At 70.4% G+C, this 20,200-nt stretch carries 15 protein-coding genes; 6 read left to right on the top strand and 9 right to left on the bottom strand.

Annotated features, from left to right (window positions below; translation table 11 throughout):
- Positions 1-95: 95 nt before the first annotated feature.
- Together HR086_RS29550 and HR086_RS29545 are read right to left on the bottom strand one after the other, a co-directional pair.
- The gene (locus HR086_RS29550) at positions 96-1,748 is read right to left on the bottom strand and encodes a serine protease (RefSeq protein WP_174457937.1); all 1,653 of its coding nucleotides are present in this window, start codon (positions 1,746-1,748) and stop codon (positions 96-98) included.
- 105 nt (positions 1,749-1,853) lie between these two features.
- Positions 1,854-2,231 carry an STAS/SEC14 domain-containing protein gene (locus HR086_RS29545; protein ID WP_141646994.1) on the bottom strand — a complete coding sequence of 126 codons (378 nt, stop codon included), beginning with the start codon at positions 2,229-2,231 and terminating at the stop codon, positions 1,854-1,856.
- 282 nt (positions 2,232-2,513) lie between these two features.
- Between HR086_RS29545 and HR086_RS29540 the strand changes: the two genes are divergently transcribed.
- Entirely contained in the window at positions 2,514-3,551 is a 1,038-nt protein-coding gene (locus HR086_RS29540) for a serine/threonine-protein kinase (RefSeq protein WP_174467306.1), read from the top strand.
- Here HR086_RS29540 and HR086_RS29535 read toward each other — a convergent pair.
- Together HR086_RS29535 and HR086_RS29530 are read right to left on the bottom strand one after the other, a co-directional pair.
- Positions 3,485-5,443, bottom strand: a complete 1,959-nt coding sequence (locus HR086_RS29535) for an alpha/beta fold hydrolase (protein ID WP_174467305.1) — start codon at positions 5,441-5,443, stop codon at positions 3,485-3,487. The two genes, HR086_RS29540 and HR086_RS29535, sit on opposite strands and share 67 nt — an antisense overlap.
- Before the next feature lie 125 nt (positions 5,444-5,568).
- Positions 5,569-7,467 carry a S9 family peptidase gene (locus HR086_RS29530; RefSeq protein ID WP_174467304.1) on the bottom strand — a complete coding sequence of 633 codons (1,899 nt, stop codon included), beginning with the start codon at positions 7,465-7,467 and terminating at the stop codon, positions 5,569-5,571.
- A 204-nt stretch (positions 7,468-7,671) separates the two neighbouring features.
- Here HR086_RS29530 and HR086_RS29525 point away from each other — a divergent pair, with 204 nt between their 5' ends.
- The gene (locus HR086_RS29525; RefSeq protein WP_174467303.1) at positions 7,672-8,700 is read left to right on the top strand and encodes a class I SAM-dependent methyltransferase; all 1,029 of its coding nucleotides are present in this window, start codon (positions 7,672-7,674) and stop codon (positions 8,698-8,700) included.
- Between the two features lie 21 nt (positions 8,701-8,721).
- Here HR086_RS29525 and HR086_RS29520 read toward each other — a convergent pair whose 3' ends face one another.
- Entirely contained in the window at positions 8,722-13,707 is a 4,986-nt protein-coding gene (locus tag HR086_RS29520; RefSeq protein ID WP_174467302.1) for an ATP-binding protein, read from the bottom strand.
- Positions 13,708-14,075: 368 nt separating this feature from the next.
- Between HR086_RS29520 and HR086_RS29515 the strand changes: the two genes are divergently transcribed.
- From HR086_RS29515 to maiA, 3 genes are all read left to right on the top strand, one after another.
- Positions 14,076-14,660, top strand: coding sequence for a hypothetical protein (locus HR086_RS29515; protein ID WP_174467301.1), 585 nt, complete (start codon positions 14,076-14,078; stop codon positions 14,658-14,660).
- A gap of 152 nt (positions 14,661-14,812) precedes the next feature.
- On the top strand, positions 14,813-15,793 hold the full coding sequence (locus HR086_RS29510) for a fumarylacetoacetate hydrolase family protein (protein WP_141648342.1): 981 nt from the start codon (positions 14,813-14,815) through the stop codon (positions 15,791-15,793).
- Complete coding sequence (gene maiA / locus HR086_RS29505) at positions 15,790-16,449, top strand: maleylacetoacetate isomerase (RefSeq protein ID WP_174457943.1); 660 nt, start codon at positions 15,790-15,792, stop codon at positions 16,447-16,449. The genes HR086_RS29510 and maiA overlap by 4 nt, the downstream gene beginning before the upstream one ends.
- Positions 16,450-16,514: 65 nt before the next feature.
- Here maiA and HR086_RS29500 read toward each other — a convergent pair whose 3' ends face one another.
- Entirely contained in the window at positions 16,515-16,940 is a 426-nt protein-coding gene (locus HR086_RS29500) for an OsmC family protein (RefSeq protein WP_174467300.1), read from the bottom strand.
- A gap of 110 nt (positions 16,941-17,050) precedes the next feature.
- Here HR086_RS29500 and chrA point away from each other — a divergent pair, with 110 nt between their 5' ends.
- Positions 17,051-18,256 carry a chromate efflux transporter gene (gene chrA / locus HR086_RS29495; RefSeq protein WP_174467307.1) on the top strand — a complete coding sequence of 402 codons (1,206 nt, stop codon included), beginning with the start codon at positions 17,051-17,053 and terminating at the stop codon, positions 18,254-18,256.
- On the opposite strand, the gene HR086_RS29490 is transcribed toward chrA, so the two are convergent.
- From HR086_RS29490 to HR086_RS29480, 3 genes are all read right to left on the bottom strand, one after another.
- Positions 18,243-18,722, bottom strand: a complete 480-nt coding sequence (locus HR086_RS29490; protein WP_174467299.1) for a hypothetical protein — start codon at positions 18,720-18,722, stop codon at positions 18,243-18,245. The two genes, chrA and HR086_RS29490, sit on opposite strands and share 14 nt — an antisense overlap.
- Entirely contained in the window at positions 18,719-19,177 is a 459-nt protein-coding gene (locus tag HR086_RS29485) for a hypothetical protein (RefSeq protein WP_174461089.1), read from the bottom strand. Before HR086_RS29485 ends, HR086_RS29490 begins: the two co-directional genes overlap by 4 nt.
- A partial coding sequence (locus HR086_RS29480; protein WP_174467298.1) for a spermidine synthase occupies positions 19,174-20,200 on the bottom strand: 1,027 nt, incomplete at its 5' end. The genes HR086_RS29480 and HR086_RS29485, both read right to left, overlap by 4 nt.

Below are 20,200 nucleotides of genomic sequence, written 5' to 3'. Positions count from 1 at the left end.
TCCGTGACCTGGGGGGTGGGGGTGTCCGGAAGACGAAAACGGGCGGCCCGGCTTCCCGGACCGCCCGCGAGAGGCCGTGAATCAGGACGGATGCGTTACTGGACGGTCCACGCCACGGTGCCGCCGCAGGAGGAGTTGCCGAAGCAGCCCGCGCGGACCTGGTAGGTGCCGCCCGCGCCCGCGGGCACGGTGTAGTTGGCGTAGGACAGCGAGCCGCAGGAGTCGTCGTTGCTCGTCACCTGCTGGCCCGCGCTGTTGTACAGGCGCAGGAAGGTGTCGCCGGTGCCGGCGGCGCCCGTCACGGTGCAGGTGCCGAAGGAGATGCTCTGGCCGGCGGCCACGGTGATGCCCTGGTTCGTGGTGCCCGTCTGCGCGCTGTTGGTGGCGCTGGCGGTGTACGCGAAGGAGCCGCTCGACGGCGCGGGGCCGGTGCCGCCGCCCTCCAGCGTCCAGGCCACGGTGCCGGAGCAGGCGCCGGAGGAGTAGCAGCCGGCGCGGACCTCGTAGTTGCCCGCCTGCGTCGCGGTGAAGCTCAGGTTGGAGCCCCGGCCGCCGCAGCCATCGTCGTTGCTTGCGACCTCGGTGCCGCTGGGGCCGAACAGGCGCAGGTAGGAGTCACCCGTCACGGCGGCGCCGGTGACGCCGCAGGTGCCCAGGGTGATTTTCTGACCGGCCGTCAGGGCCACCGTCTTGTTGGTGGTGTTGGTGGTGGCGCTGGCGGTGGCGCTCGCGGAGAAGGTGAAGTTGCTGCCGCCCGTGGGCGGAGGACCGGAGCCGCACAGCCGGGCGTTGGTGGTCGCCTGGCAGAGCGCGGTGATGGCGTTGCTCACGTAGGTGATTTCCTCGCCGTTGCAGCCCGTCTCCGTGCAGGTGTTGACGACGTTGCAGCTTCCGCTGCCGATGTAGTCCTCGTCACCGCGCACGAGGATGCCCGCCAGCGTGTGCTCCGCCGTCTCGTACACGCCCGAGCCGGAGTTGCCGGCGAAGGTGTCCGTGGTGGCGACGAAGTAGTCCAACGTGCTGGCGCGGGGCGTGCGCACCGAGCCGCCGGAGTCAATCTTGAAGGGGATGCCGCTGCCGGAGCCGATGACGGCCACGTTGGCGCCCGTCGCCAGCGCGGTGTTGCCGGCCCGGACAGGGGCGGGCGTGAAGCGCGGCGTCGCGGCGCGGTCCAGCTTGAGGATGGCGAAATCCAGGTCGCGCCCACCCGTCGTCGACTTCTTGCGCACGACGATGGACTGGCAGGAGAAGATATCCGCCGTCGTCACCGTCTTCAGCGTGTTGGCGGCGGTCCGGTAGTAGTTGAAGACGATGCGCGTGTCCCCGCACTCGGCCGCGCTCTCGACGCAGTGGCCCGCCGTCAGCACCAGGTCGTCGTCGATGAGCGTGCCGGAGCACCAGGCCGCCGTTGGATCACTCCGGAAGCGCTGGCTGGTGCAGAGGTTCTCGGACGAGCCCAGGTTCGGGCCATTGAAGGTGACGTTGTTGGGGTTGCTGGCGTTGAAGTCCGACGGGGACATCAGCGCCACGGTGGCCTGCTCCGCCCGCGCCTTCAGCGTGGCGTTCGTGTGCTCGAACACGTCCTTGCGGTCGTCGTTGCCGTAGACCACGGGCTGCTCGCCCGCCCCCGTCGCTGGAGCCTCCTCGCCGGGCTCGGCCTCGGGGGCCGGCTGACAGGCGGTGAAGGCAAGGGTACACAGCAGCGCGCCAAGAAGCTTCCTGGCGGCGCCATTCCGGGTGTTGTGCATATGGAGACGACTCCTGATGATGGATCGATGCCCGCCCGGGGGACGAGCGGGTCGCCACTATAAGGGAGCCGCCAGTGGAGGGCAGAGGGCCCCCTGAGGCAACGCTCAGTCCGCGTCCGGATTGCGCAGCCACTCCAGGGCTTCCTGCCGCGTCTCGAACGTTCGCGTGGGGATGGTCAGCATGGCCCGCTTCGTCATGCGCCACGCCTGGAGGCCGGAGGGGGCGTCCGTGACGACCCGCGCCGAGCGCTGCATCCCATGCAACTGCGCGTACGCGTTGAGCGCCGCCATGGAGGCCACGACGTCCGTGGGCATCACCCTCAACTGGGACTGGTCCACCAGCGCGGACCACTCCCCCGCGAACCCGACAATCGCCTTCTTCACCTCCGTCAGATACTCGGACAGGTCGGCCGAGGTGACCTGGGGGGGATAGACGACCTCGAGGATACGGTCCTGCGCGTGAACGTTGATCTGGAATGGCATGGGTGGTGACGGCTCCGAAGGCGCAGCATCCTAACCCCAGCCGGTGACACTCCGATACCCGACGCTTCCAATGTCCTTGGGGGAGGTAGGTCCGCCCGGCCTGTCCGGAAGCGCCAGGAATGTCAGACCCCCCGGCTAGTGACGTCCCTGCCGCCGAACCGGTACTGGCCGCGTCGAAGGGCGTGGCCCCGGGTCCAGGTGTCGCGCCGTGTTGTCGGGGCCGTCACGGGCGCTCGACGCCGCCGTGACGAGCGCTTGGGAGTGTGCCGAGGAGATTCCACCATGCAGACCGAGCTCCATTCCACCCCGCTGGCTCCACCCTCGTGGGGGGTGGACACGCTCGTCGGCCAGGTGCTGCACGGCCGCTTCCAGGTGTTGGAGGCCGTGGGCCCCAGCGGCCCCGCGCGGCTGTACCGGGCCCTCCACCTCCCGTTGGAGCGGGAAGTCGCGCTGCGGGTGTTGAGTGCTCCACTCACGGACCAGGAGGCGCGGCAGCGCTTCTTCCAGGAGGCCCGCGTCGCCGCGAGGCTGGCCCACCCCAACACCGTCACCGTGCTGGACGCGGGCAGGACGGACGACGGCACGCTCTACGTCACCCAGGAGTGGCTGGAGGGGCGCACGCTGGCCCACGTACTCACCTCGGGGGCGCTGCCGTGGGCGCGCGCGGTGGAGCTGGCCCGGGGGCTGGGGCGCTCGCTGCGCCAGGCACACCGGCGGGGCGTGGTGCACGGGGACATGACGCCGGCCTACATCATGCTGGTGACGGACGCGGCGGGGCGGGAGTGCTCGCACGTGAAGGTGCGGGGGTTTGGACGGCTGCGGCCCGTCGTCGCGGAGTCCGAGCGGCTCTCCGTGCCAGACCTGACGGGCAGCGGCTCGTTCCACGGCGCGCACGCGTACATGGCGCCGGAGCGGGCGCGCGGAGTCGCCGACGCGCGCGGGGACATCTATTCGCTGGGCGTCGTGCTGTTCCAGATGCTGATGGGACGCGTGCCCTTCGAGTCGGAGGATGCGCTGGAGCTGGTCTTCGCGCACCACAAGGAGCCGGTGCCGGGCTTTGGCGAGCTGCGTCCGGACCTGGCCATCCCCGCCTCCGTGGAGGCCGTGGTGCGCCGCTGTCTGGAGAAGCGGCCCGAGCAGCGCTTCGCCTCCATGGACGCGGTGCTGGAGGCGCTGCGGGACGTTGGCGTGGAGGAGGATGAAGCGGCGGAGCCGGTGCGCGCCATGCCGCGCGCGTACCGGACCCGGACGGCTCAGTTCGTCGGGGCGTTGGCGGGCTTCTTCAAGTACTGGTCCAGGAACGCGCGGGTGCGGGAGTAGGCCTCCGCTTCGTTCTTCTTCTTGGTGAAGCCGTGGCCCTCGTCGGGGAAGAGGACGTACTCGACGGGGACCTTGCTCTTCTGCACGGCCTGGACGATTTCGTCCGACTCCGCCTTCAGCACGCGCGGGTCATTGGCGCCCTGGATGACGAGCAGCGGCTTGCGAATCTTCTCCGCGTGGAACAGGGGGGAGACTTCGCGCAGCATCGCCTCCTGCGTCTCCGGGTTGCCGACCTCCTGGTAGAGCGCCTGACGCCGCGACTCCCAGTGGGCCGGCATGCTCTTGAGCGTGCGCAGCCAGTTGGACACGCCGAAGATGTCCACGCCCACGTTGAAGACATCGGGCTGGAAGGCCAGGGCGGCCAGCGTCATGTAGCCGCCGTAGCTGCCGCCGATGATGCCCACGCGTGAGCCGTCCACGTACGGGAGGGTGGACAGGTACTTCTTCGCCTCGACGCAGTCCTGGAGCGGCTCCTTGCCGTGCTTCTGGTCATCCGCGGTGTAGAACGTCTTGCCGTAGCCGGAGCTGCCCCGGTTGTTGATGGCCAGCACCACGTAGCCGTGGTTGACCAGGTACTGAATCATCGGGTTGTAGCCCTTGCGGGACTGGCCGCCGGGGCCGCCGTGGACCCACACGAGCGCGGGCGCCTGCTGCTTCGCGGTGGCCTGATGCGGCTTGAAGAGGATGTTCGGAATCTCCATCCCGTCGAAGGACTTGAAGCGCACCACTTCGGCGTCCACCAGGTCCTTGGCGTCGATCTCCGGGTTGAGGGTGTCCGTCAGGCGGGTGACCTTCTTCGTGGCGAAGTCGAAGACGTACAGGTTGCTGGGAGAGCGGTCCCCGTTGTGGTGGAAGGCCATGCGCTTCTCACTGCGGCCAATGGACACGCCGGTGATGTCGCCTTCGGGGAGCTTGGGCAAATCGAGCTGCTTGCCGGCCTTCACGTCGTGCAGCCGGATGGCGGTGCGGCCGTCCGCGTTGATGCCGGTGACGCGCAGCGCGCCATTCTTGGAGAAGTACGTGTACATCACGTCCCAGTCCGTCTTCTCCACGTCCTCCATCTTCCCGGTGGCGAGCACGTAGCGCACCGCGCGGGTGAACTCGGTGCCCTCGTCGGTGATGAGGTACAGCGAGGAGGACGTCGGGTCGAACGTCGCCGACTCCCAGGTCGCGATGCCCTTGTGGGGGGAGAGGTGCTTGCTCTCCTTCGTGGCGACGTTGAAGAGGTAGACGTCGCTGTCGGACGTGGTGTTGGTCTTGCCCAGGGAGAGCCACTTCTCGTCCGGGGACACGTCGCCCACGTCGAGGCCGCCCTCGTTCTGGTAGAGCAGGGTGCGCTCGAACGTCTTCGCGTCGTAGCGGTACAGGTCCATGAAGCGCTCGTCGCGCTCATTGGTGAGGACGTAGAAGGCGGACTCGTCGCGGCTCCAGCCGAAGAAGGACGCGCGGTGCTTGTCGCCCGGCGTGAGGTCCTTCTCCTTGCCGTCCGGCGTGCGCACGTAGAGGTGGTGCTGCTCGTTGCCGCCCTGGTCCTTGGTGAAGAGGATGCGCTCGTCCTGGGGGAAGTAGCCCACGGCGAAGGTGCTGTCCGTGGTGGAGCGGGTGAGCTGGGTGGGCTTGCCGCCCTTCACCGGCACGGAGAAGACGTTGTAGATGCCCGTCTGGTTGGACGAGTAGAGCACCCGCTGCTCGTCCGGGGAGAAGGACGCGCCCCGAATCAGCGTCGTCTTCATGAACTGCTCGATGGCGTAGTGCTTCGACGGGCGCGCCGTTTCACGCACCGCGCCCGGCTTCGCGGGGGTGGTCGGCTCCGGCCTGGGCGCGGCCAGCGCGAGGGTGGGGAGGAGTGTCGCGGCGGCCAGCGCTCGCGACAGGGAAGACCAGGACGACATGGGGGACTCCAGAGGTGGGGTGACGCACTGGGGGACACGCACGAGCCGGTGCTGGCTCATTGCCTGCCTGGTTTTCTACACGAATGGCCGGAGGACGCATTGCATCGCCGCCGCCGTGAGCGGTCTCAGGGCTTTCCCCGCAGGTGTTGATCCAGGAAGGAGAGGATACGAAGGGAGGTCTCCGCTTCACTCTTCTTGCCGCTGAACCCGTGGCCATCCTCGGGGAGGACAAGGTAGTCGAGGGGGGTGGTGCTCTTCCGGAGGGACTCGACGAACGTGTCCGTGCGCGCCTTGGGCACGCGCGGGTCATGGGCGCCCTGGATGATGAGCAGCGGCTTGCGAATCTTCTCCGCGTGGAACAGCGGGGAGATGTCGCGCAGCATCGCCTCCTGCGTCTCGGGGTTGCCCATCTCCTGGTAGAGCGCCTCGCGGAGCGCCGTCTTGTGGGGTGGCAGCTCGCGCAGGGCGCTCAGCCAGTCGGTGATGCCGAACGCGTCCACGCCCACGGCGAAGACGTCCGGGTGGAAGGCCAGCGCCGCGAGCACCATGTAGCCGCCATAACTGGGGCCGAGGATGCCCACGCGCTCGCCGTCCACGTAGGGCAGGCCGGCCAGGTACTTCTTCGCCTCGACGCAGTCCTGGAGCGGCGCCTTGCCGTGCTGCTGGTCGTCCGCCGCGAAGAACGCCTTGCCGTAGCCCTCGCTGCCCCGGTTGTTGACGGCCAGCACCACGTAGCCGTGGTGGACCAGGAACTGGAAGAAGCTGCTGTAGCCCTTGGAGGACTGGCCCCCCGGTCCCCCGTGGACGAAGACGATGGCGGGGGCGCGAGCTTTCGCGGTGGCCGGGTGGGGCTTGTAGAGCAGCGCCGGAATCTCCAGCCCATCGAAGGACTTGAAGCGCACCCGCTCCGACTCCACCAGGTCCTTCGCGTCCAGCGCCTGGCTCAGCGTGTCCGTCAGGCGCGTGACTTTCTTTGTCGCGAAGTCGAACACGTAGAGGTTGGCCGGCGCGCGGTCTCCGTCGAGCAGGAAGGCCATCCGCTTCTCGCCGCGCGACAGCGCCACGTCGGAGATGGCGCCTTCGGGGAGCCCTGGGAGCGCCAGGGGCTTGCCGGCCTTCACGTCGTGGACGCGCAGCGTGGTGCGGCCGTCCTCGTTGACGCGGGTGACGCGAAAGGCGCCGCGCTTGGAGAACGTCGTGGACAGTGCGTCCCAGGCGGGCGCCTCCACTGACTCGCGCTTCCCGGTGGCGAGTTCGTGGCGCTCCACGCGGGTGAACTCGGAGCCCTCATTGGTGAGCAGGTACAGCGCGGAGGACGTCGGGTCGAAGGTCGCCGCCTTCCAGGTGGCCGGGCCCTGGTGCGCGGTGAGGTGCTGGCGCTCCTTCGTGGTGACGTTGAAGAGGTAGACGTCGCTGTCGGACAGCGTCCGCGACTTCTCCAGCGCCAGCCACCGCGCGTCCGGGGAGAGGGCGGCCGGCACGTGCTCGCCGTCTCCCGCGTAGAGAACGGTGCGCGCGTAGGTCTTCGCGTCGTAGCGGTAGAAGTCCAGGAAGCGCTCGTCGCGCTCGTTGGTGAGCACGTAGAAGGCGGTGTCGTCGTGGCTCCAGCCAAAGAAGGACGCGCGGTGCTTGTCGCCCGGCGTGAGGTCCTGCTCCTGGCCGTCCAGCGCGCGCACGTAGAGGTGGGGGCGCTCCTGGCCACTCGTGTCCCGGGTGAAGAGGATGCGGTCATCGGTGGGGAAGTAGCCGACGGCGAGGGAGGCGTCCTTCGCGCGGGTGAGCTGGGTGGGCTTGCCGCCCTTCACCGGTACGGAGAAGACGTTGAAGACGCCCGTCTCGTCCGACGAGTAGAGCACCCGCTGTTCGTCCGAGGAGAAGGACGCGCCGGACACCGTCGTTGTCTGCATGAACTGCTCGACGGTGTAGCGCTTCGCTGGGGCCTTGGGGCGCGGGAGGGCCAGGGCCAGGGCGGGGAGGACCGCGAGGGTGACGAGTGCTCGCGAGAGGGTGGACCACGAGGTCATGGGCAGCTCCAGGAGACGCAGGACCGAAGGCGCGCGGGACTGTGGCGTGAGCGGGGCCGGGATACGAATACTCGCTGCGTTTTGAAGAGCACCTCTGGAAGGAAGGCTCCGGGGGCGCGCTCGGATGCCCGCCTCCAGGACCGGGCGGGCGAGAACGCTTCTCGTGGGAAGTGCATACATACCCCCCCGGGGTTGTGTTGGACGATGCACGACCCCCAGACGATGCCCCGCCCGCCGAGGCCAACGCCTGTCCCCTCAGTCCAGCGCAACCAACTGGTCATTCCCGTCCCGGAGCGTCCAGCCCACGAGGCGCTCGCGGAAGCTCGAGGGTGGCTCGATGGCATCCACGAGCGGATGATGGCCGCCGAGGACGAGGTGCTGCACCAGGACATGCACTCGCTCCACCTGGGCCTGCTCACCTTGCGGCGCCGCTGGAGCGAGGAGGATTGGAAGTCCTTCTGCACGGACACCGCGCGCAAGCACCCGCTCCGCTCATTCGTCCACCAGTGTCCCTTCACCCGGCGGGCCTTCGAGCGCCCTCGGGGCTACGCGGGGGACGCGGCCCTCATCGACTACCTGTACATGGACCGTGCCGCCGACGAACTCCACGCGGGCCGGGAGGTCTACCGGTACATGCACCAGCAACCCAGCGCGGTCAGTGTGCGGGAGCGCCGCGAGCTGCTAGCACGCGCGCTCGACGCGACGGCCGAGCGCGTTCCCCAGGGCGCGCGCATCCTCTCCGTCGCCTGTGGCCACCTGCGCGAGGCCGAGTCCTCCGCGGCCGTGCGGGAGCGCCGCGTCCAAGAACTCATCGCGTTCGACCAGGACCCGCTGAGCCTCGCGGAGATTTCCCACCACCAGCCGCTCGACGTGGTGCGCCCCCACTGCGGCTCGGTGCGCGCGCTGCTCGCCGGCAAGGCGACCTTCGCGGACCTGGACTTCGTCTACTCCGCGGGCCTCTACGACTACCTCTCCGCCTCCGTCGCCACGCGGCTCACCGGGCTGCTCTTCGGCATGCTGCGCTCGGGAGGCCGTCTGCTGGTGGCCAACTTCGCGCGCTTTCCTCCGGAGACGGGCTACATGGAGGCCTTCATGGACTGGTGGCTCACCTACCGTGAGGAGGACGAGATGCGCGCCCTGCTGGGTGAAGTGCCGCTGGAGCAGCTCGACTCCGTGCGGCTGTTCCGGGACAGCCAGGACAATGTCATCTACCTGGAGCTCACCCGCCGCTGACCTTGGCGCCTGGAGCGCGCTTCAGTGCACGGGCGGGCCGGGAGGCTCGAGGTGTGACGGGGGCCCGGAGCAGGGCAGGGTGACGGTGAACGTGGAGCCCGTGCCCGGGGTGCTCTCCACGTCGATGGTGCCGCCCAGGGCCTGGACGATTTCGCGGACAATCCAAAGGCCCAGGCCGAAGCCGCCATAGTGGCGCACGGACACCGCGCGCTCGAAGCGTCCGAAGATGCGCGAGAGGTCCTCGGTGGCGATGCCGATGCCGGAGTCCCGCACGCGCAGCCGCGCGAGGCCGCCCCGCTCCTCCAGGGTGATTTCAATCGGCTGGCCGGCGCCATACTTCATCGCGTTGGACAACAGGTTGCCCACCACCTGCTCCAGTCGCATGGCGTCCCAGTAGCCCGCGAGGCGGTGCCTGGGTGCGTGCAGCCGCACCGGGCACTCGGCGCGGGCGAGCGCCTCGCGGCTGCGCTCGAGCTGGCCTCGCACCAGCGCCACCAGGTCCACCTCGGAGAGCTTGATGTGGAGCTGGCCCTGGGCGAGCCGGGAGATGTCCAGCAGGTCGCTCACCAGCCGCCCCAGGCGCTGGGTCTGCGCGGAGGCGGACTCCAGCTTGGCGGTGAGCTTCTCCGGAGGCAGGTGGGTGGTGGCTCGGGCCTGGGCCTGGAGGCCCTGGATGTGGAGCTGGAGCGAGGTGAGCGGCGTCTTCAGCTCGTGGGCGGCGATGGAGAGGAAGTCATCGCGGCGGCGCACCGCCTCCTGCTCGGCGCGGTAGAGCCGGCCCTGCTCCTCGGAGAGCGCGGCGATGCGCGCGAAGTTCTCCGCGTTCTCCAGCGCCGCTCCGGCCAGCACGGTGACGAACTCCGCCAGGTGCTCCTCCAGCTCGCCGAACAGCGCGCCCACCTGACGATGCGTGGCGACCACGCACGCCACCGTCTTGCCGCGCACCTGGATGGGCGCGCAGAGCAGCGAGCGCACGCCGAGCAGCTCCATGCTCTCGCTCGCGCGCCCGGGCAGGCCCTGTCCCAGCACGGTGATGCGGCCGGTCTCCAGCGCGCGGGCCATGGCGGTGCGGCTGATGCCCACCGCGTCCGAGTCCTCTTCCGTGGGCAAATCGCGAGGGTCCACCACCGCGCAGTGCTCGGCGCGCAGGAGTTCCAGCATCGACTGGCGCGCGGCCTCGAACACCGCCTCGCGTGACAGGGCGGAGGCCAACCTGCGGCCCGCCTCCAGCACGCGAGGGAAGCGGTCCACCAGCGAGAGGGTGCGCGTGCCGCCTCGCGCGGCGACCTCCGGCGAGAGGCCTTCTTCCATCTCCTCCAGCGCCCGGGTGGCCGTGGCCAGGTCCACCTCCGCGTCGGGCCAGCCCAGCGCGTGTCCCAGCGCTCCGCGGGCCTTCAGGCTCTGGGCATGCTCGTGCCGCATCTGCTGGGCCTCGGCCACTTGCAGCGACTGCTCCAGCCAGCGTCGCGCTTGTCGGGGCTGGCCTCTCAACGCGGCAATCAGGCCCCGCTCGCGCAGCGCATGAGGGAGGTTGTTGCGGTAGGTGCGCGCCAGCGCATGGGCGCGCCGTGCCACGCCCTCGGCGCGTTTGAGCAGGGCCTCGCGGCGCGCGGCGGCCAGGGGCGAGGTGACTTCCGCGAGCTGACGCAGCGCCGTGGCCAGGAGGGGCGCGATGGGGGCCACGTACTCCTGGCGCAGGTTCGCCTCGTCCACCAGCCGCGCGGCGCGCTCCAGCACCTCCACGGCGCCCGCCGCGTCACCCTTGTGCATCCGGCGCAGGGCCTCCGCCTGGAGGACGCCCGCGTAGCTCTGCGGGTCCGGCTGGTCGGGGTTGCCCAGCTCGCCCTCCAGGAGCGTGCCCGGAAGCCGCCCTCCCGACGCCTTGGCCCAGGCCTCCAGCCCCAGGCGCGCCGAGTAGCGGTCTCCCAGCGCCAGAGCCGCCGCGTGCAGCCGCTGACTCGTCTCCAGCGACTCGCGCAGCCGGCCCAGCCGATAGAGCGCCATGGCCACCTGGAACGTCGCGTTGTTCACCTCCCAGGGGTCCCCCGTGCGCTCCAGCAGCCGGATGGCCTCGGTGCACTTCTCGATGCAGTCGTTGAAGCGGGACGCCGCGTAGCAGGCCAGGCCGTAGAAGTGCAGCGTCTGTCCCTGGCCCCAGACGTCGCGCTGCTCCTGGCGCAGGGTCAGGGACTTCTCCGCGTACGCGAAGGCGCGCTGGAACCAGGGCAGGGTGGTGAGCGCGGGCGAGTGCTCCGAATACGCCTGCGCCAGCTCCGGCGTGGGCGGGTAGCGCTCCGCGAGGTTCAAGTCCCGCAGGTGCGCCCACAGCACCGCCATGCGTCCGCGCCGGTACCAGTAGCCATAGGCGAGCCGGCTGTAGAGGCGCACCGCCTGGAGGTCGCTCTCCCCACCCGCCAGCGGCCTGCGCGAGAGGAACCTGCGCGGCGCCACCGTGTGCGCGGCCTGCGCCAGGATTTCCCAGACGGCGCTGGCGCCGGTGAGCAGTCCTCCCGGAGGCACCCAGCGCCCCATCAGCTTCAGGCCCTGCTCCAGCGCGAGCGTGGCCTCGCCGAAGTCGCCCCGCTTGAAGGCCAGCTCCCCCACCTGGCCGAGGATGCGCGCCTGCTCCTGTCGGTCTCTCGCCAACGCCTGGGCGCGCTCGAACTGCTGGCGGGACTCCTCGTAGCGACCGCGCAGCATGAGGACATTGCCCAGCCCCGCCGCGACGCGAAAGCGGGTGCCCGCATCCGCGCCCGAGGCGCCGCGTTCGGCGATGCGATAGTTCAGCTCCGCGGTCTCCAGCGCGAAGCGCCGCCGCGCCAGCTCCGCGGCCACGAGCGCGTGGGGCAGTGCCTGCGCGTATTCGCCCGCCGCGTCGAAGTGATAGGCCAGCTCGAACGGGTCTTGGGGCAGCTGGTTCGCCGCCGAGCGCGCCGCCAGCCGGTGCAGCTCCCTCCGCTTCTGCGGCGTCAGCATGTCCAGCAACACCTCGCGCAGCTTGTCGTGCACGAAGGTGTAGCGCGTGCCTTCCTCCCACAGCATGTGCCTGCGGCGCGGCGCCTCCAGCGCGGCGCCCAGCTCCTCGGCGGAGACACCCGACAGCGTCGCCACCCGCGCCAGCTCGAACGACTTGCCCAGCACCGCGCCCACGGACAGCAGGCGCCGCGCGGCCAGGGGCAACAGCCGCAGGCGCCGCACGAGGAAGGTGGCCGCCTGCCGCGACGAGCGCGCGTGCGCCATCGCCTCCGGTTGCACCTGCCACCCGGAGGGGCCGGGCACGAGCACGCCGTCCTCCACCAGCCCGTGCAGCACCGCGTTGGCCATGAAGGGGTTGCCCTCGGACAGCCGCGCCACCAGCTCGGTGGCCTCGGGGGGCAGCGCGCCGGCCATGGACTCCGCCAGCCGCGTGACTTCCAGGGCGCCGAAGGCGGCCAGCTTCAGATGCGCGGTGGGAGCCAGTCTGCGCAGCACGTGCGTGGGGCCAATGTCCTCGCCGCGAAACGCGACGACGACGAGCACCCGCCCCCGGCCCTGCTTCCTCGCCAGGGACCAGCCCTCCAGCGCCCGCAGCGTCAGCTCATCCGCCCACTGACAATCATCCAGCACCACCACGGCGGGCTCGTCCCGGGTGCCCAGCGCGTTCAGCAGCGCGGTGAGGGCCCAGATGCCCCGGCTCTCCCCGAGTGACTCGGGCCCAAGTCCTCGCGCGGGCGCGCGGGCCTGGGCGCACAACACGGGCTCCAACTGCGGCAGCACCGTGCACAGGCCGGCCTCCTGCCCCGCCAGCCTGTCGCGCAGGAACTCCGCGAGCGCGGGCTTCGCCTGGAGCGCCTGGGTGATGTCCGAGGCCACGCCGGCGAAGAGCTGGAACGGGCGCCGCGCGGCCTGGTCCTGCGCCTGGCCTTGCAACACCCACGCGTGATGCCGCGCCGCTCGCGCGCGGAGCTCCTCGAGGAGCCGGCTCTTGCCTCCGCCCGACTCGGCCTCCACCAGCACGAGCCGTCCGGGGTCCGTCCGCGTGAGGTCCAGCTCCCGCTCCAGCGTGGCCACCTCCTCGTGACGGCCCACGAAGGACGGCTCGGCGAGGCTGCGTCGCGCATCCTTCGCGCCGGTGATGAGCGCCGGCTCCGACTGTCCCCGCGAGAGTGCTTCCTCCAGCTCCGTCAGGTCCGCCAGCGCGGAGCTCGCGGTCTGGTAGCGGTCCGACGGGTCCGTCTGCAGCAGCCGGGAGATGACCTCCTCCAGCGCGCGCGGCGCCTCCACGCCCACGGCGCGCAGCCGGGGCCTCGCCGCCAGGTGCTGACGCAGCACCTCGCCCACGGAGTCACCGTCGAAGGCGGGCTCTCCGGAGAGGGACTCGAAGAGGACGACGCCCGCGGAGTACAGGTCCGAGGTGGCCTCGACCGGACGGTGGAGCAGGCCCGCCTGCTCCGGCGACAGGTAGCGCGCGGTGCCCACCGGGAGGTCCCTGAGCGACGGGTCCAGTCGCTCGCTGCGCGCGAGGCCGAAGTCAATCAACGTGGCGCGGGAGAGCGGCTGTCCGGAGACGATGATGTTGGTGGGCTTCACGTCCCGGTGCAGGACGCCGTGACGGTGGGCCTCGGCCAGCGCGGACAGCAAGTCTCGGCCCAGGGACAGGGCCTCCGGAACGCTCAGCGCGCCGCGTGACAGGCGCGCATCCAGCGACTCGCCCTGGAGCCAGGGCGCCACCAGGAACAGCCAGTCGCCCGAGGTGCCCAGGTGACGCACCGGCACGATGAAGGGACTGTCGAGGTGGGAGAGGACGGTGGCCTCGTGCTCCAGCCGGTGCCGCGCGGCCGGGACGAGCGCCGTGGTGGACGTCACCTTGATGGCGACGCGCTCTCCGGTGCGCAGGTCCACGCCGTCCCAGGTGGAGATGCCGTGGCCGGCCTTGATGCGGTGGGCAAGCTCGAACCGGTTGCCCAGTCGGCGGCCGGACTGCGGCTCTCCTGGAACGGCGCCGGCGTCTTGGAAGCCTTCAGCCATTCAGTGTCCTCGCGCTCCACCCCCGCATCGCTCCGGCGATGAGGTTGGCCTCGCGTTCCGTCCTTCCGGCAACGTTGGGTGTCGGACGGGGCGCTGCCAAGGGGAGAGGCCGACGCACGTCCCCCGTGTGCCGACTCAGCCTTCAACAGCCGCGCGCGCTCCGCTTCCCTCCTGCCCCACGAGCATGCTGTGTGCCCGCTCGCGAACCAGGGGAGCGAGCGCCCAACGCCACGGACTGTCGAGGAGGCAAGGCCGTGCGGGCGGCCTTGTCCGTCCGGCGGCCGACGAGGCGGGCGCCCGGTCTTCCGGCATGTGGGTGACACATGCTACGCCGGTGCGTGAACTCGCTCCTGCTCGAGGACACACTCATGAAGCTGTCGCAGACGTTCCTGGCCGCGCTCGCGCTGACCCTGCTGCTCCCTGTCTCCTCGGCGCGCGCCTCCGACTATCCGCCGGACTACCCCATCTGCAGCGTGTACGACTCCGCGACGACGGGGCCCTTCGAGGTCATCCGCCACACGCGCCGGCTCCCTGGCCGCCTGGCGACGCTCACCGTCAGCTACCGGGGCTACCTGCGGGGCCTGTACCCGGACAATCAAATCTCCATCTACATCCAGCTCAACGGCCGCCAGCAGACGCTGAGCGCCAGCGCGGGCACCAACAACGATGCCTATGTCTTCCTGAACGCGGGGCCGCGCGCCTGCATCAAGTGCATGCAGTACCAGAACCTGCCCCAGTGCACTGAGCACTTCGCCAACGGTGGCCAGGATGGCGTCTGGGTGTGCCAGCAGCCCACGGCGGTGGAGAACGACCTCTTCTTCTACGCCTTCAACTCCAATGGGAATCAGAACGCGTGGGACATCTCCCTGGCGGCGACGTCCCATGGCCAGTGGGACAGCAACCTGGGCAACAACTACTTCGCGCAGCTGCCGGCACGGTCGAGCTGCTGGTAGATTTCCGCCGCGAGCGGTTCGACATTCTCCACGCCGTGACGATTGTCGCGGCGCATCTGCGCCCTGCGCTTGACACCCTGGGGGCCCCGGCGGAAAAGCCGAGCACATGAGGCGGCCCCCGCTGTTTCCACCGGGCCGCGGGGAGCCCGGGATTGAAGCTCGCGACGCTCAAGGATGGAACCCGTGATGGGCGGCTCATCGTCGTCAAGCGGGACAACTCGGCCTATGCGCTGGCCACCAACGTCGCCCTGACGCTGCAGGCGGCGCTGGACGACTGGGACACGAAGGAGCCGCTGTTGCGCGCGCTCGCCGCGCAGCTGGAGGCCGGCGCGGTGCAGAGCCGCCCGTTGGACCAGACGGCCCTGCATGCGCCGCTGCCGCGCGCCTACGAGTGGATTGACGGCAGCGCCTACATCAACCACGTCATGCTGGTGCGCAAGGCGCGCAACGCGGAGCCGCCGGCCACGCTGAAGACGGACCCGCTGGTGTACCAGGGCGGCTCCGGGGATTTCCTGGCGCCCACCGCGGACATCCCGCTGGCGGACGAGGCGTGGGGCCTCGATTTCGAGAGCGAGGTCTGCGTCATCCTCGGCGACACGCCGCAGGGCACGAAGGCCGCCGACGCCGGCAAGCACGTCAAGCTGCTGATGCTGGCCAACGACGTGTCGCTGCGCAACCTCATCCCAGACGAGCTGGCCAAGGGCTTCGGCTTCTTCCAGAGCAAGCCCGCCACGGCCTTCAGCCCGTTCGCGGTGACGCCGGACGAGGTGGGCCCGGCCTGGCGCGAGGGCCGCATCCACCTGCGCCTGCGCTCGGTGCTCAACGGCGTCCAGGTGGGTGACACCGACGCGGGCCCGGAGATGCACTTCTCCTTCTTCGAGCTCATCCAGCACCTGTGCAAGACGCGCGGCTACACCGCGGGCACCATCCTGGGCAGCGGCACGGTGTCCAACGTGGACCGCGCCCGGGGCATCTCCTGCCTCGCCGAGCAGCGCATGATTGAGACGATTGAGGAGGGCAAGCCGAAGACGCCCTTCATGAAGCCCGGCGACACCATCGACATCGAGATGATGGGCGAGGACGGGCAGAGCGTCTTCGGTCGCATCTCCCAGAAGGTGGTGAAGCCGTCATGAAGGACCTGCGCCTGCACAACTACTGGCGCTCGTCCGCTTCGTGGCGGGTGCGGCTGGGGCTGAACCTCAAGGGCCTGCCCTTCGAGTACGTCGCGGTGCATCTCTTGAAGGACGGCGGTCAGCAGAACTCCGACGCATACCGCGCCGTGAATCCCATGCGGACGGTGCCCACGCTGGAGTGGACGGAGGCGGACGGCACCGTGCGCCGGCTGTCCCAGTCGCTCGCCATCCTGGAGTTCCTCCAGGACCACGTCCCGTCGCCGTCGCTGTTCCCCGAGGACGCGTACCTGCGCGCCCGCGCGAGGATGCTGGCGGAGTATGTGAACTCCGGCATGCAGCCCATGCAGAACCTGTCCGTCCTGCAGCGCATCAAGGCCGAGCTGAACGGCGACGACAAGGCGTGGGGGGCCTACTGGAACACCCGAGGCCTGGAGGCGCTGGAGAAGATGGTGCAGCCCACGGTGGGTCGCTTCTGCGTGGGTGACTCGGTGACGCTGGCGGATGTCTGTCTGGTGCCGCAGTTGTACGGCGCGCGTCGCTTCGCGCTGGACCTGTCGCCGTACCCCACGCTGCTGCGGATTGAAGCGGCGTGCGCGGAGCACCCCGCCTTCCAGGCGTCCCACCCGGACCGGCAGCCCGACGCGACGCCGGGCTGAGGCCCGAGGCGCGTGAAGGTCGTCCCCGCTCGAGTGAGAGCGGGGGCGGCCCTCTCGCGGAGTTGTCAGGGCGTGGGCACCGCCGGGGCGAAGGTCGTCTCGATGCGCAGGGCCCGCGAGAGGGTGAGCGTCACCGGCGTCTTCGCGGAGATTTCGAGCAGGCGCGCGCGCTGCTCCTCGCTCACGGCGGGGCCGCAGGAGAGCACACGCTCCACGCGCTCGGTGTCGTTCTCACGGAAGAGCTTGAGCTTCACGGTGAGCGGGCCCAGGTCCCAGCCCTTGCGGGCCGCGTACATCTTCAAGGTGATGGCGGTGCACGCACCCAGCGAGCCCATCAGCAGTTGATAGGGCGCGGGGCCCTGGTCCGCGCCTCCCAGCGCCGCGGGCTCGTCCGCCTGGAAGTGGTGCTTGCCGGTGCGAATCGACTGCGTGTAGCCGGCCTGGCTCTCGACGACGGCCGCCGCGAGCAGCGTGGTGTCATGGGTGGTCATGACGGGCATGAATCCAGGACGGGGCCCGGGTGACAAGGCCCGTGCTCGGGTGGGAAGTCGCCAGGTTGTTTCGACAGCGCATCCCTCTTCCTGGGGTAGCTTTCGTGAAGATGCCTCCCCTGGAGCCCGCGAGCCCCGCGCCTTCCGCGCCGAGAGACAGCGCGCCCGTGCTCCGGGAGCTGGCGCTCCTGTTCCTCCGGTTGGGCACCACCGCCTTCGGTGGCCCGGCCGCGCACATCGCGCTCATGGAGGACGAGGTGGTGCGCCGTCGGCGCTGGCTCACGCGCGAGGAGTTCGTGGACCTGCTCGGCGCGGCCAACCTCATCCCCGGCCCCAACTCCACGGAGCTGGCCATCCACATCGGCCACCGGCGCGGCGGGTGGCCGGGGCTGCTGGTCTCCGGCGTCTGCTTCATCCTTCCGGCGTTCCTCATCGTCACCGGCTTCGCCTGGGCCTACGCGCGCTTCGGAGACCTGCCGGACGTGGGCGCGCTCTTGTACGGCGTGAAGGCCGTCATCATCGCCGTGGTGCTGCAGGCCCTTTGGGGGCTGTCGCGCACCGTGGTGAAGACGCGGCTCGCCGCTGTCGTGGCCGTGGGGTCCGCGGCGGCGGCCTTCCTCGGCGTCAACGAGCTGTGGCTCCTGTTGCTGTCGGGGCTCGGCGTCCTCGCGTGGCGCGCAATCGAGCACCGCCGGGAGCACGGGCCCTCGGGCCGCTCCGCTTCGTTGCCCGTGTCGCCGTGGGCGCTGGCGCTTCCCCTGGGCGCCGCCACCACGGCCGTGCCCTTCACGCAGCAGGGCCTGTTCCTCTTCTTCCTGAAGGTGGGCTCGGTGCTGTACGGCAGCGGGTACGTGCTGCTGGCGTTCCTCCGCTCCGAGCTGGTGGAGCGGTGGGGATGGCTCACCCAGGCACAGTTGCTGGACGCGGTGGCGGTGGGGCAGGTGACGCCCGGTCCCGTGTTCACCACGGCCACGTTCATCGGCTACGTGCTCGGGGGGATGACGGGGGCGGTGGTCGCCACGGTGGGCATCTTCCTGCCCGCGTTCTTCTTCGTCGCGCTCAGCGGGCCGCTGGTGCCGCGCCTGCGTCGCTCGTGGAGGGCGGGGGCGTTCCTGGATGGCGTCAACGTGGCGTCGCTGGCGCTGATGGCCGTGGTGACGTGGCAGCTCGGCCGGGCCGCGCTGGTGGATGCGTGGACGGTGGGGCTCGCCCTCGCGTCCGCCGTGCTGCTCATCCGCTGGCGCGTCAACTCCGCCTGGCTGGTGCTGGGCGGAGGCGCGGTGGGGTGGCTGGTGAAGAGTCTCAGCGCGGGGTGAGCTTCGCCCCGCAGCGGGCCACTTCGACGCCGGACAGGTCGTCGCGCCGGTCGATGCACGTCAGCACCAGCGTGTCCCCGTCCAGCTCGTTCTCACAGTGGCGGTTGGCCTGGACGCTCGTCGAGGAACCCGCGTCCGGCCGCACGACGCCCCCATCCGCGCCCAGGTGCACGGTGAGGCTGGGGTCATGCAGCGACCATTCGCCCTTCGGAATGTCCACGCTGTCTCGGGTCGAATCGCCGAACTCGGGGAACCCCAGCGCCGAGGCCCCCTGCGTGGTGATTTCGCACGCGTCCTCACCCGACAGGACGCGGAAGGTGCCGTTGGAGCCGCAGGTGTTGCCGGTGACGTCGAAGGTGACGTCTCTGGTGCCGTGCTCGCATTTGCGCGACGAGTCGGCGAGGAGCAGGAGCCCGGTGGTGGCCAGCACCGCGACGGACGCGAGGTTTCTCAGCAGGGGCTTCATGACAAGGCTCCGGGGGGTGTGAGGGACGCGGCTGGCGTCCGGGAGAGCACCGTGGCGCGGCCGTACAGCACCGCCACCGCGATGAAGGGCAGGGTCAGCAGGTCGGTGGGGTCGGCCACCGCTCGGAAGCTGTCGAGGCCGAGCGGCGCGCCCAGGGGACGCAGCCACTGACAGAAGAGGTCCGCGAGGGGCTGTGACACCTTGAGCGCGGTGAACAGCACGGCGGTCAGCGCCGCTCCCGCGCCTAGCCGGAGGCTCCGAGGCCAGCGCGTCACCAGGGCCAGCAGCGCGGACACGTAGAGCGGCAGGAAGAAGCAGATGGCCACGTCCGACAGCTTGCCGGTGAGCGTGTTGTGGAAGGTGGGCTTGAGCCAGCGGTCATTCACCGCCATCAGCGCCACGGCCGCCAGGGGCAGCGGCGCGAGGAACTCCGGCATGCGAGGCAGGGGCTTCACTTCAGCCCCTCCGTGCGCACCAGGGCCCGCAGGAGGATGACATCCGTGAGCAGCTCCACCGGGGCCCGGTCATCCGTGAGGGGCTCCGCCGAGGCCACCGCGCGCAGCTCTCCGACGACGCGCGTCGCCAGCGGGCGCAGCGAGAGTGGGAGCCGCTCCGTCCTCGCGGCCAGTCGCTCCGCCATGCCCTGTTCCCCCGCGAAGAAGAGCGTGTTGCTGGGGTTGCGCGCATCCGCCGCGAGCACGTGAGGAAACACGGACGCCAGCGTGCCACCCACCGCGTCCACCACACCGCGCTCCTCGCGGAAGCGGCCCACGTTGAAGCACGCCACGCCTCCGGGAACCAGGTGGTCCGCCACGCTCCGCGCGAACTCACGCGTCGTCAGGTGGAAGGGCACATAGGGAAAGCGGAATGCGTCGACGATGATGACGTCGTAGCGCCGCGAGTCCGCCTCCAGGAACGCGCGTGCATCGCCAACGTGTACCTCCACCTCGGCCCCCAGCCCGAAGTGTGTCCGCGCCAGCCGCACCACCTCCGCGTCCAGCTCCACGCCCACCACCCTCGCTCCGAGATACGTCTCCCGCAGCCCGCGCGCGCTGGTGCCCGCGCCCAGGCCCAGCAGCAACACCCTGGGCGCCCGAGGCTCCGCGCGTGCCATCGCCGGCGTCAGCAGGTAGTGCCCGAAGACCTCCTCCCGCACCGGCTGCCCGGGAAGCCACGTGCTCTGCACCGCGTAGCCCTCGTCGAACACCAGGCTCCGCGTCCCCTCGGGTGACTCCAGCACCTGCACGAAGGCATGGGGTGACTCGGCCACGTCCCGCGCTCGCGGATGTCGCGGCAGCGCGTGGACTCCCAGCGCCAGCGCCACCACCGGCACGCCCACGGCCACCACCCGCCACCGCCAGCCGAGCCCATGCGCCGCCGTCAGCCCGAGCACCCCCGCGAAGCAGGCCATGGCGCGCGCGGTGCCCAGCCACGGCAGGACGACGAAGGCCGCCAGGAGCGTCCCGGCGATGCTGCCC

The sequence above is a fragment of the Myxococcus sp. CA039A genome (assembly GCF_013336645.1).
Lineage (GTDB): Bacteria > Myxococcota > Myxococcia > Myxococcales > Myxococcaceae > Myxococcus > Myxococcus llanfairpwllgwyngyllgogerychwyrndrobwllllantysiliogogogochensis.
This window is presented reverse-complemented; position numbering and strand designations above follow the sequence as displayed.

What these genes read in the sequence shown, in the direction of transcription:
- HR086_RS29525 (WP_174467303.1), top strand. Translation starts at nt 7,672, where the DNA reads ATGCACGACCCCCAGACGATGCCCCGCCCGCCGAGGCCAACGCCTGTC.
- HR086_RS29540 (WP_174467306.1), top strand. Translation starts at nt 2,514, where the DNA reads ATGCAGACCGAGCTCCATTCCACCCCGCTGGCTCCACCCTCGTGGGGG.
- HR086_RS29520 (WP_174467302.1), bottom strand. Translation starts at nt 13,707, where the DNA reads ATGGCTGAAGGCTTCCAAGACGCCGGCGCCGTTCCAGGAGAGCCGCAG.
- HR086_RS29500 (WP_174467300.1), bottom strand. Translation starts at nt 16,940, where the DNA reads ATGACCACCCATGACACCACGCTGCTCGCGGCGGCCGTCGTCGAGAGC.
- HR086_RS29535 (WP_174467305.1), bottom strand. Translation starts at nt 5,443, where the DNA reads ATGTCGTCCTGGTCTTCCCTGTCGCGAGCGCTGGCCGCCGCGACACTC.
- chrA (WP_174467307.1), top strand. Translation starts at nt 17,051, where the DNA reads ATGCCTCCCCTGGAGCCCGCGAGCCCCGCGCCTTCCGCGCCGAGAGAC.
- HR086_RS29550 (WP_174457937.1), bottom strand. Translation starts at nt 1,748, where the DNA reads ATGCACAACACCCGGAATGGCGCCGCCAGGAAGCTTCTTGGCGCGCTG.
- maiA (WP_174457943.1), top strand. Translation starts at nt 15,790, where the DNA reads ATGAAGGACCTGCGCCTGCACAACTACTGGCGCTCGTCCGCTTCGTGG.
- HR086_RS29530 (WP_174467304.1), bottom strand. Translation starts at nt 7,467, where the DNA reads ATGACCTCGTGGTCCACCCTCTCGCGAGCACTCGTCACCCTCGCGGTC.
- HR086_RS29490 (WP_174467299.1), bottom strand. Translation starts at nt 18,722, where the DNA reads ATGAAGCCCCTGCTGAGAAACCTCGCGTCCGTCGCGGTGCTGGCCACC.
- HR086_RS29515 (WP_174467301.1), top strand. Translation starts at nt 14,076, where the DNA reads ATGAAGCTGTCGCAGACGTTCCTGGCCGCGCTCGCGCTGACCCTGCTG.
- HR086_RS29545 (WP_141646994.1), bottom strand. Translation starts at nt 2,231, where the DNA reads ATGCCATTCCAGATCAACGTTCACGCGCAGGACCGTATCCTCGAGGTC.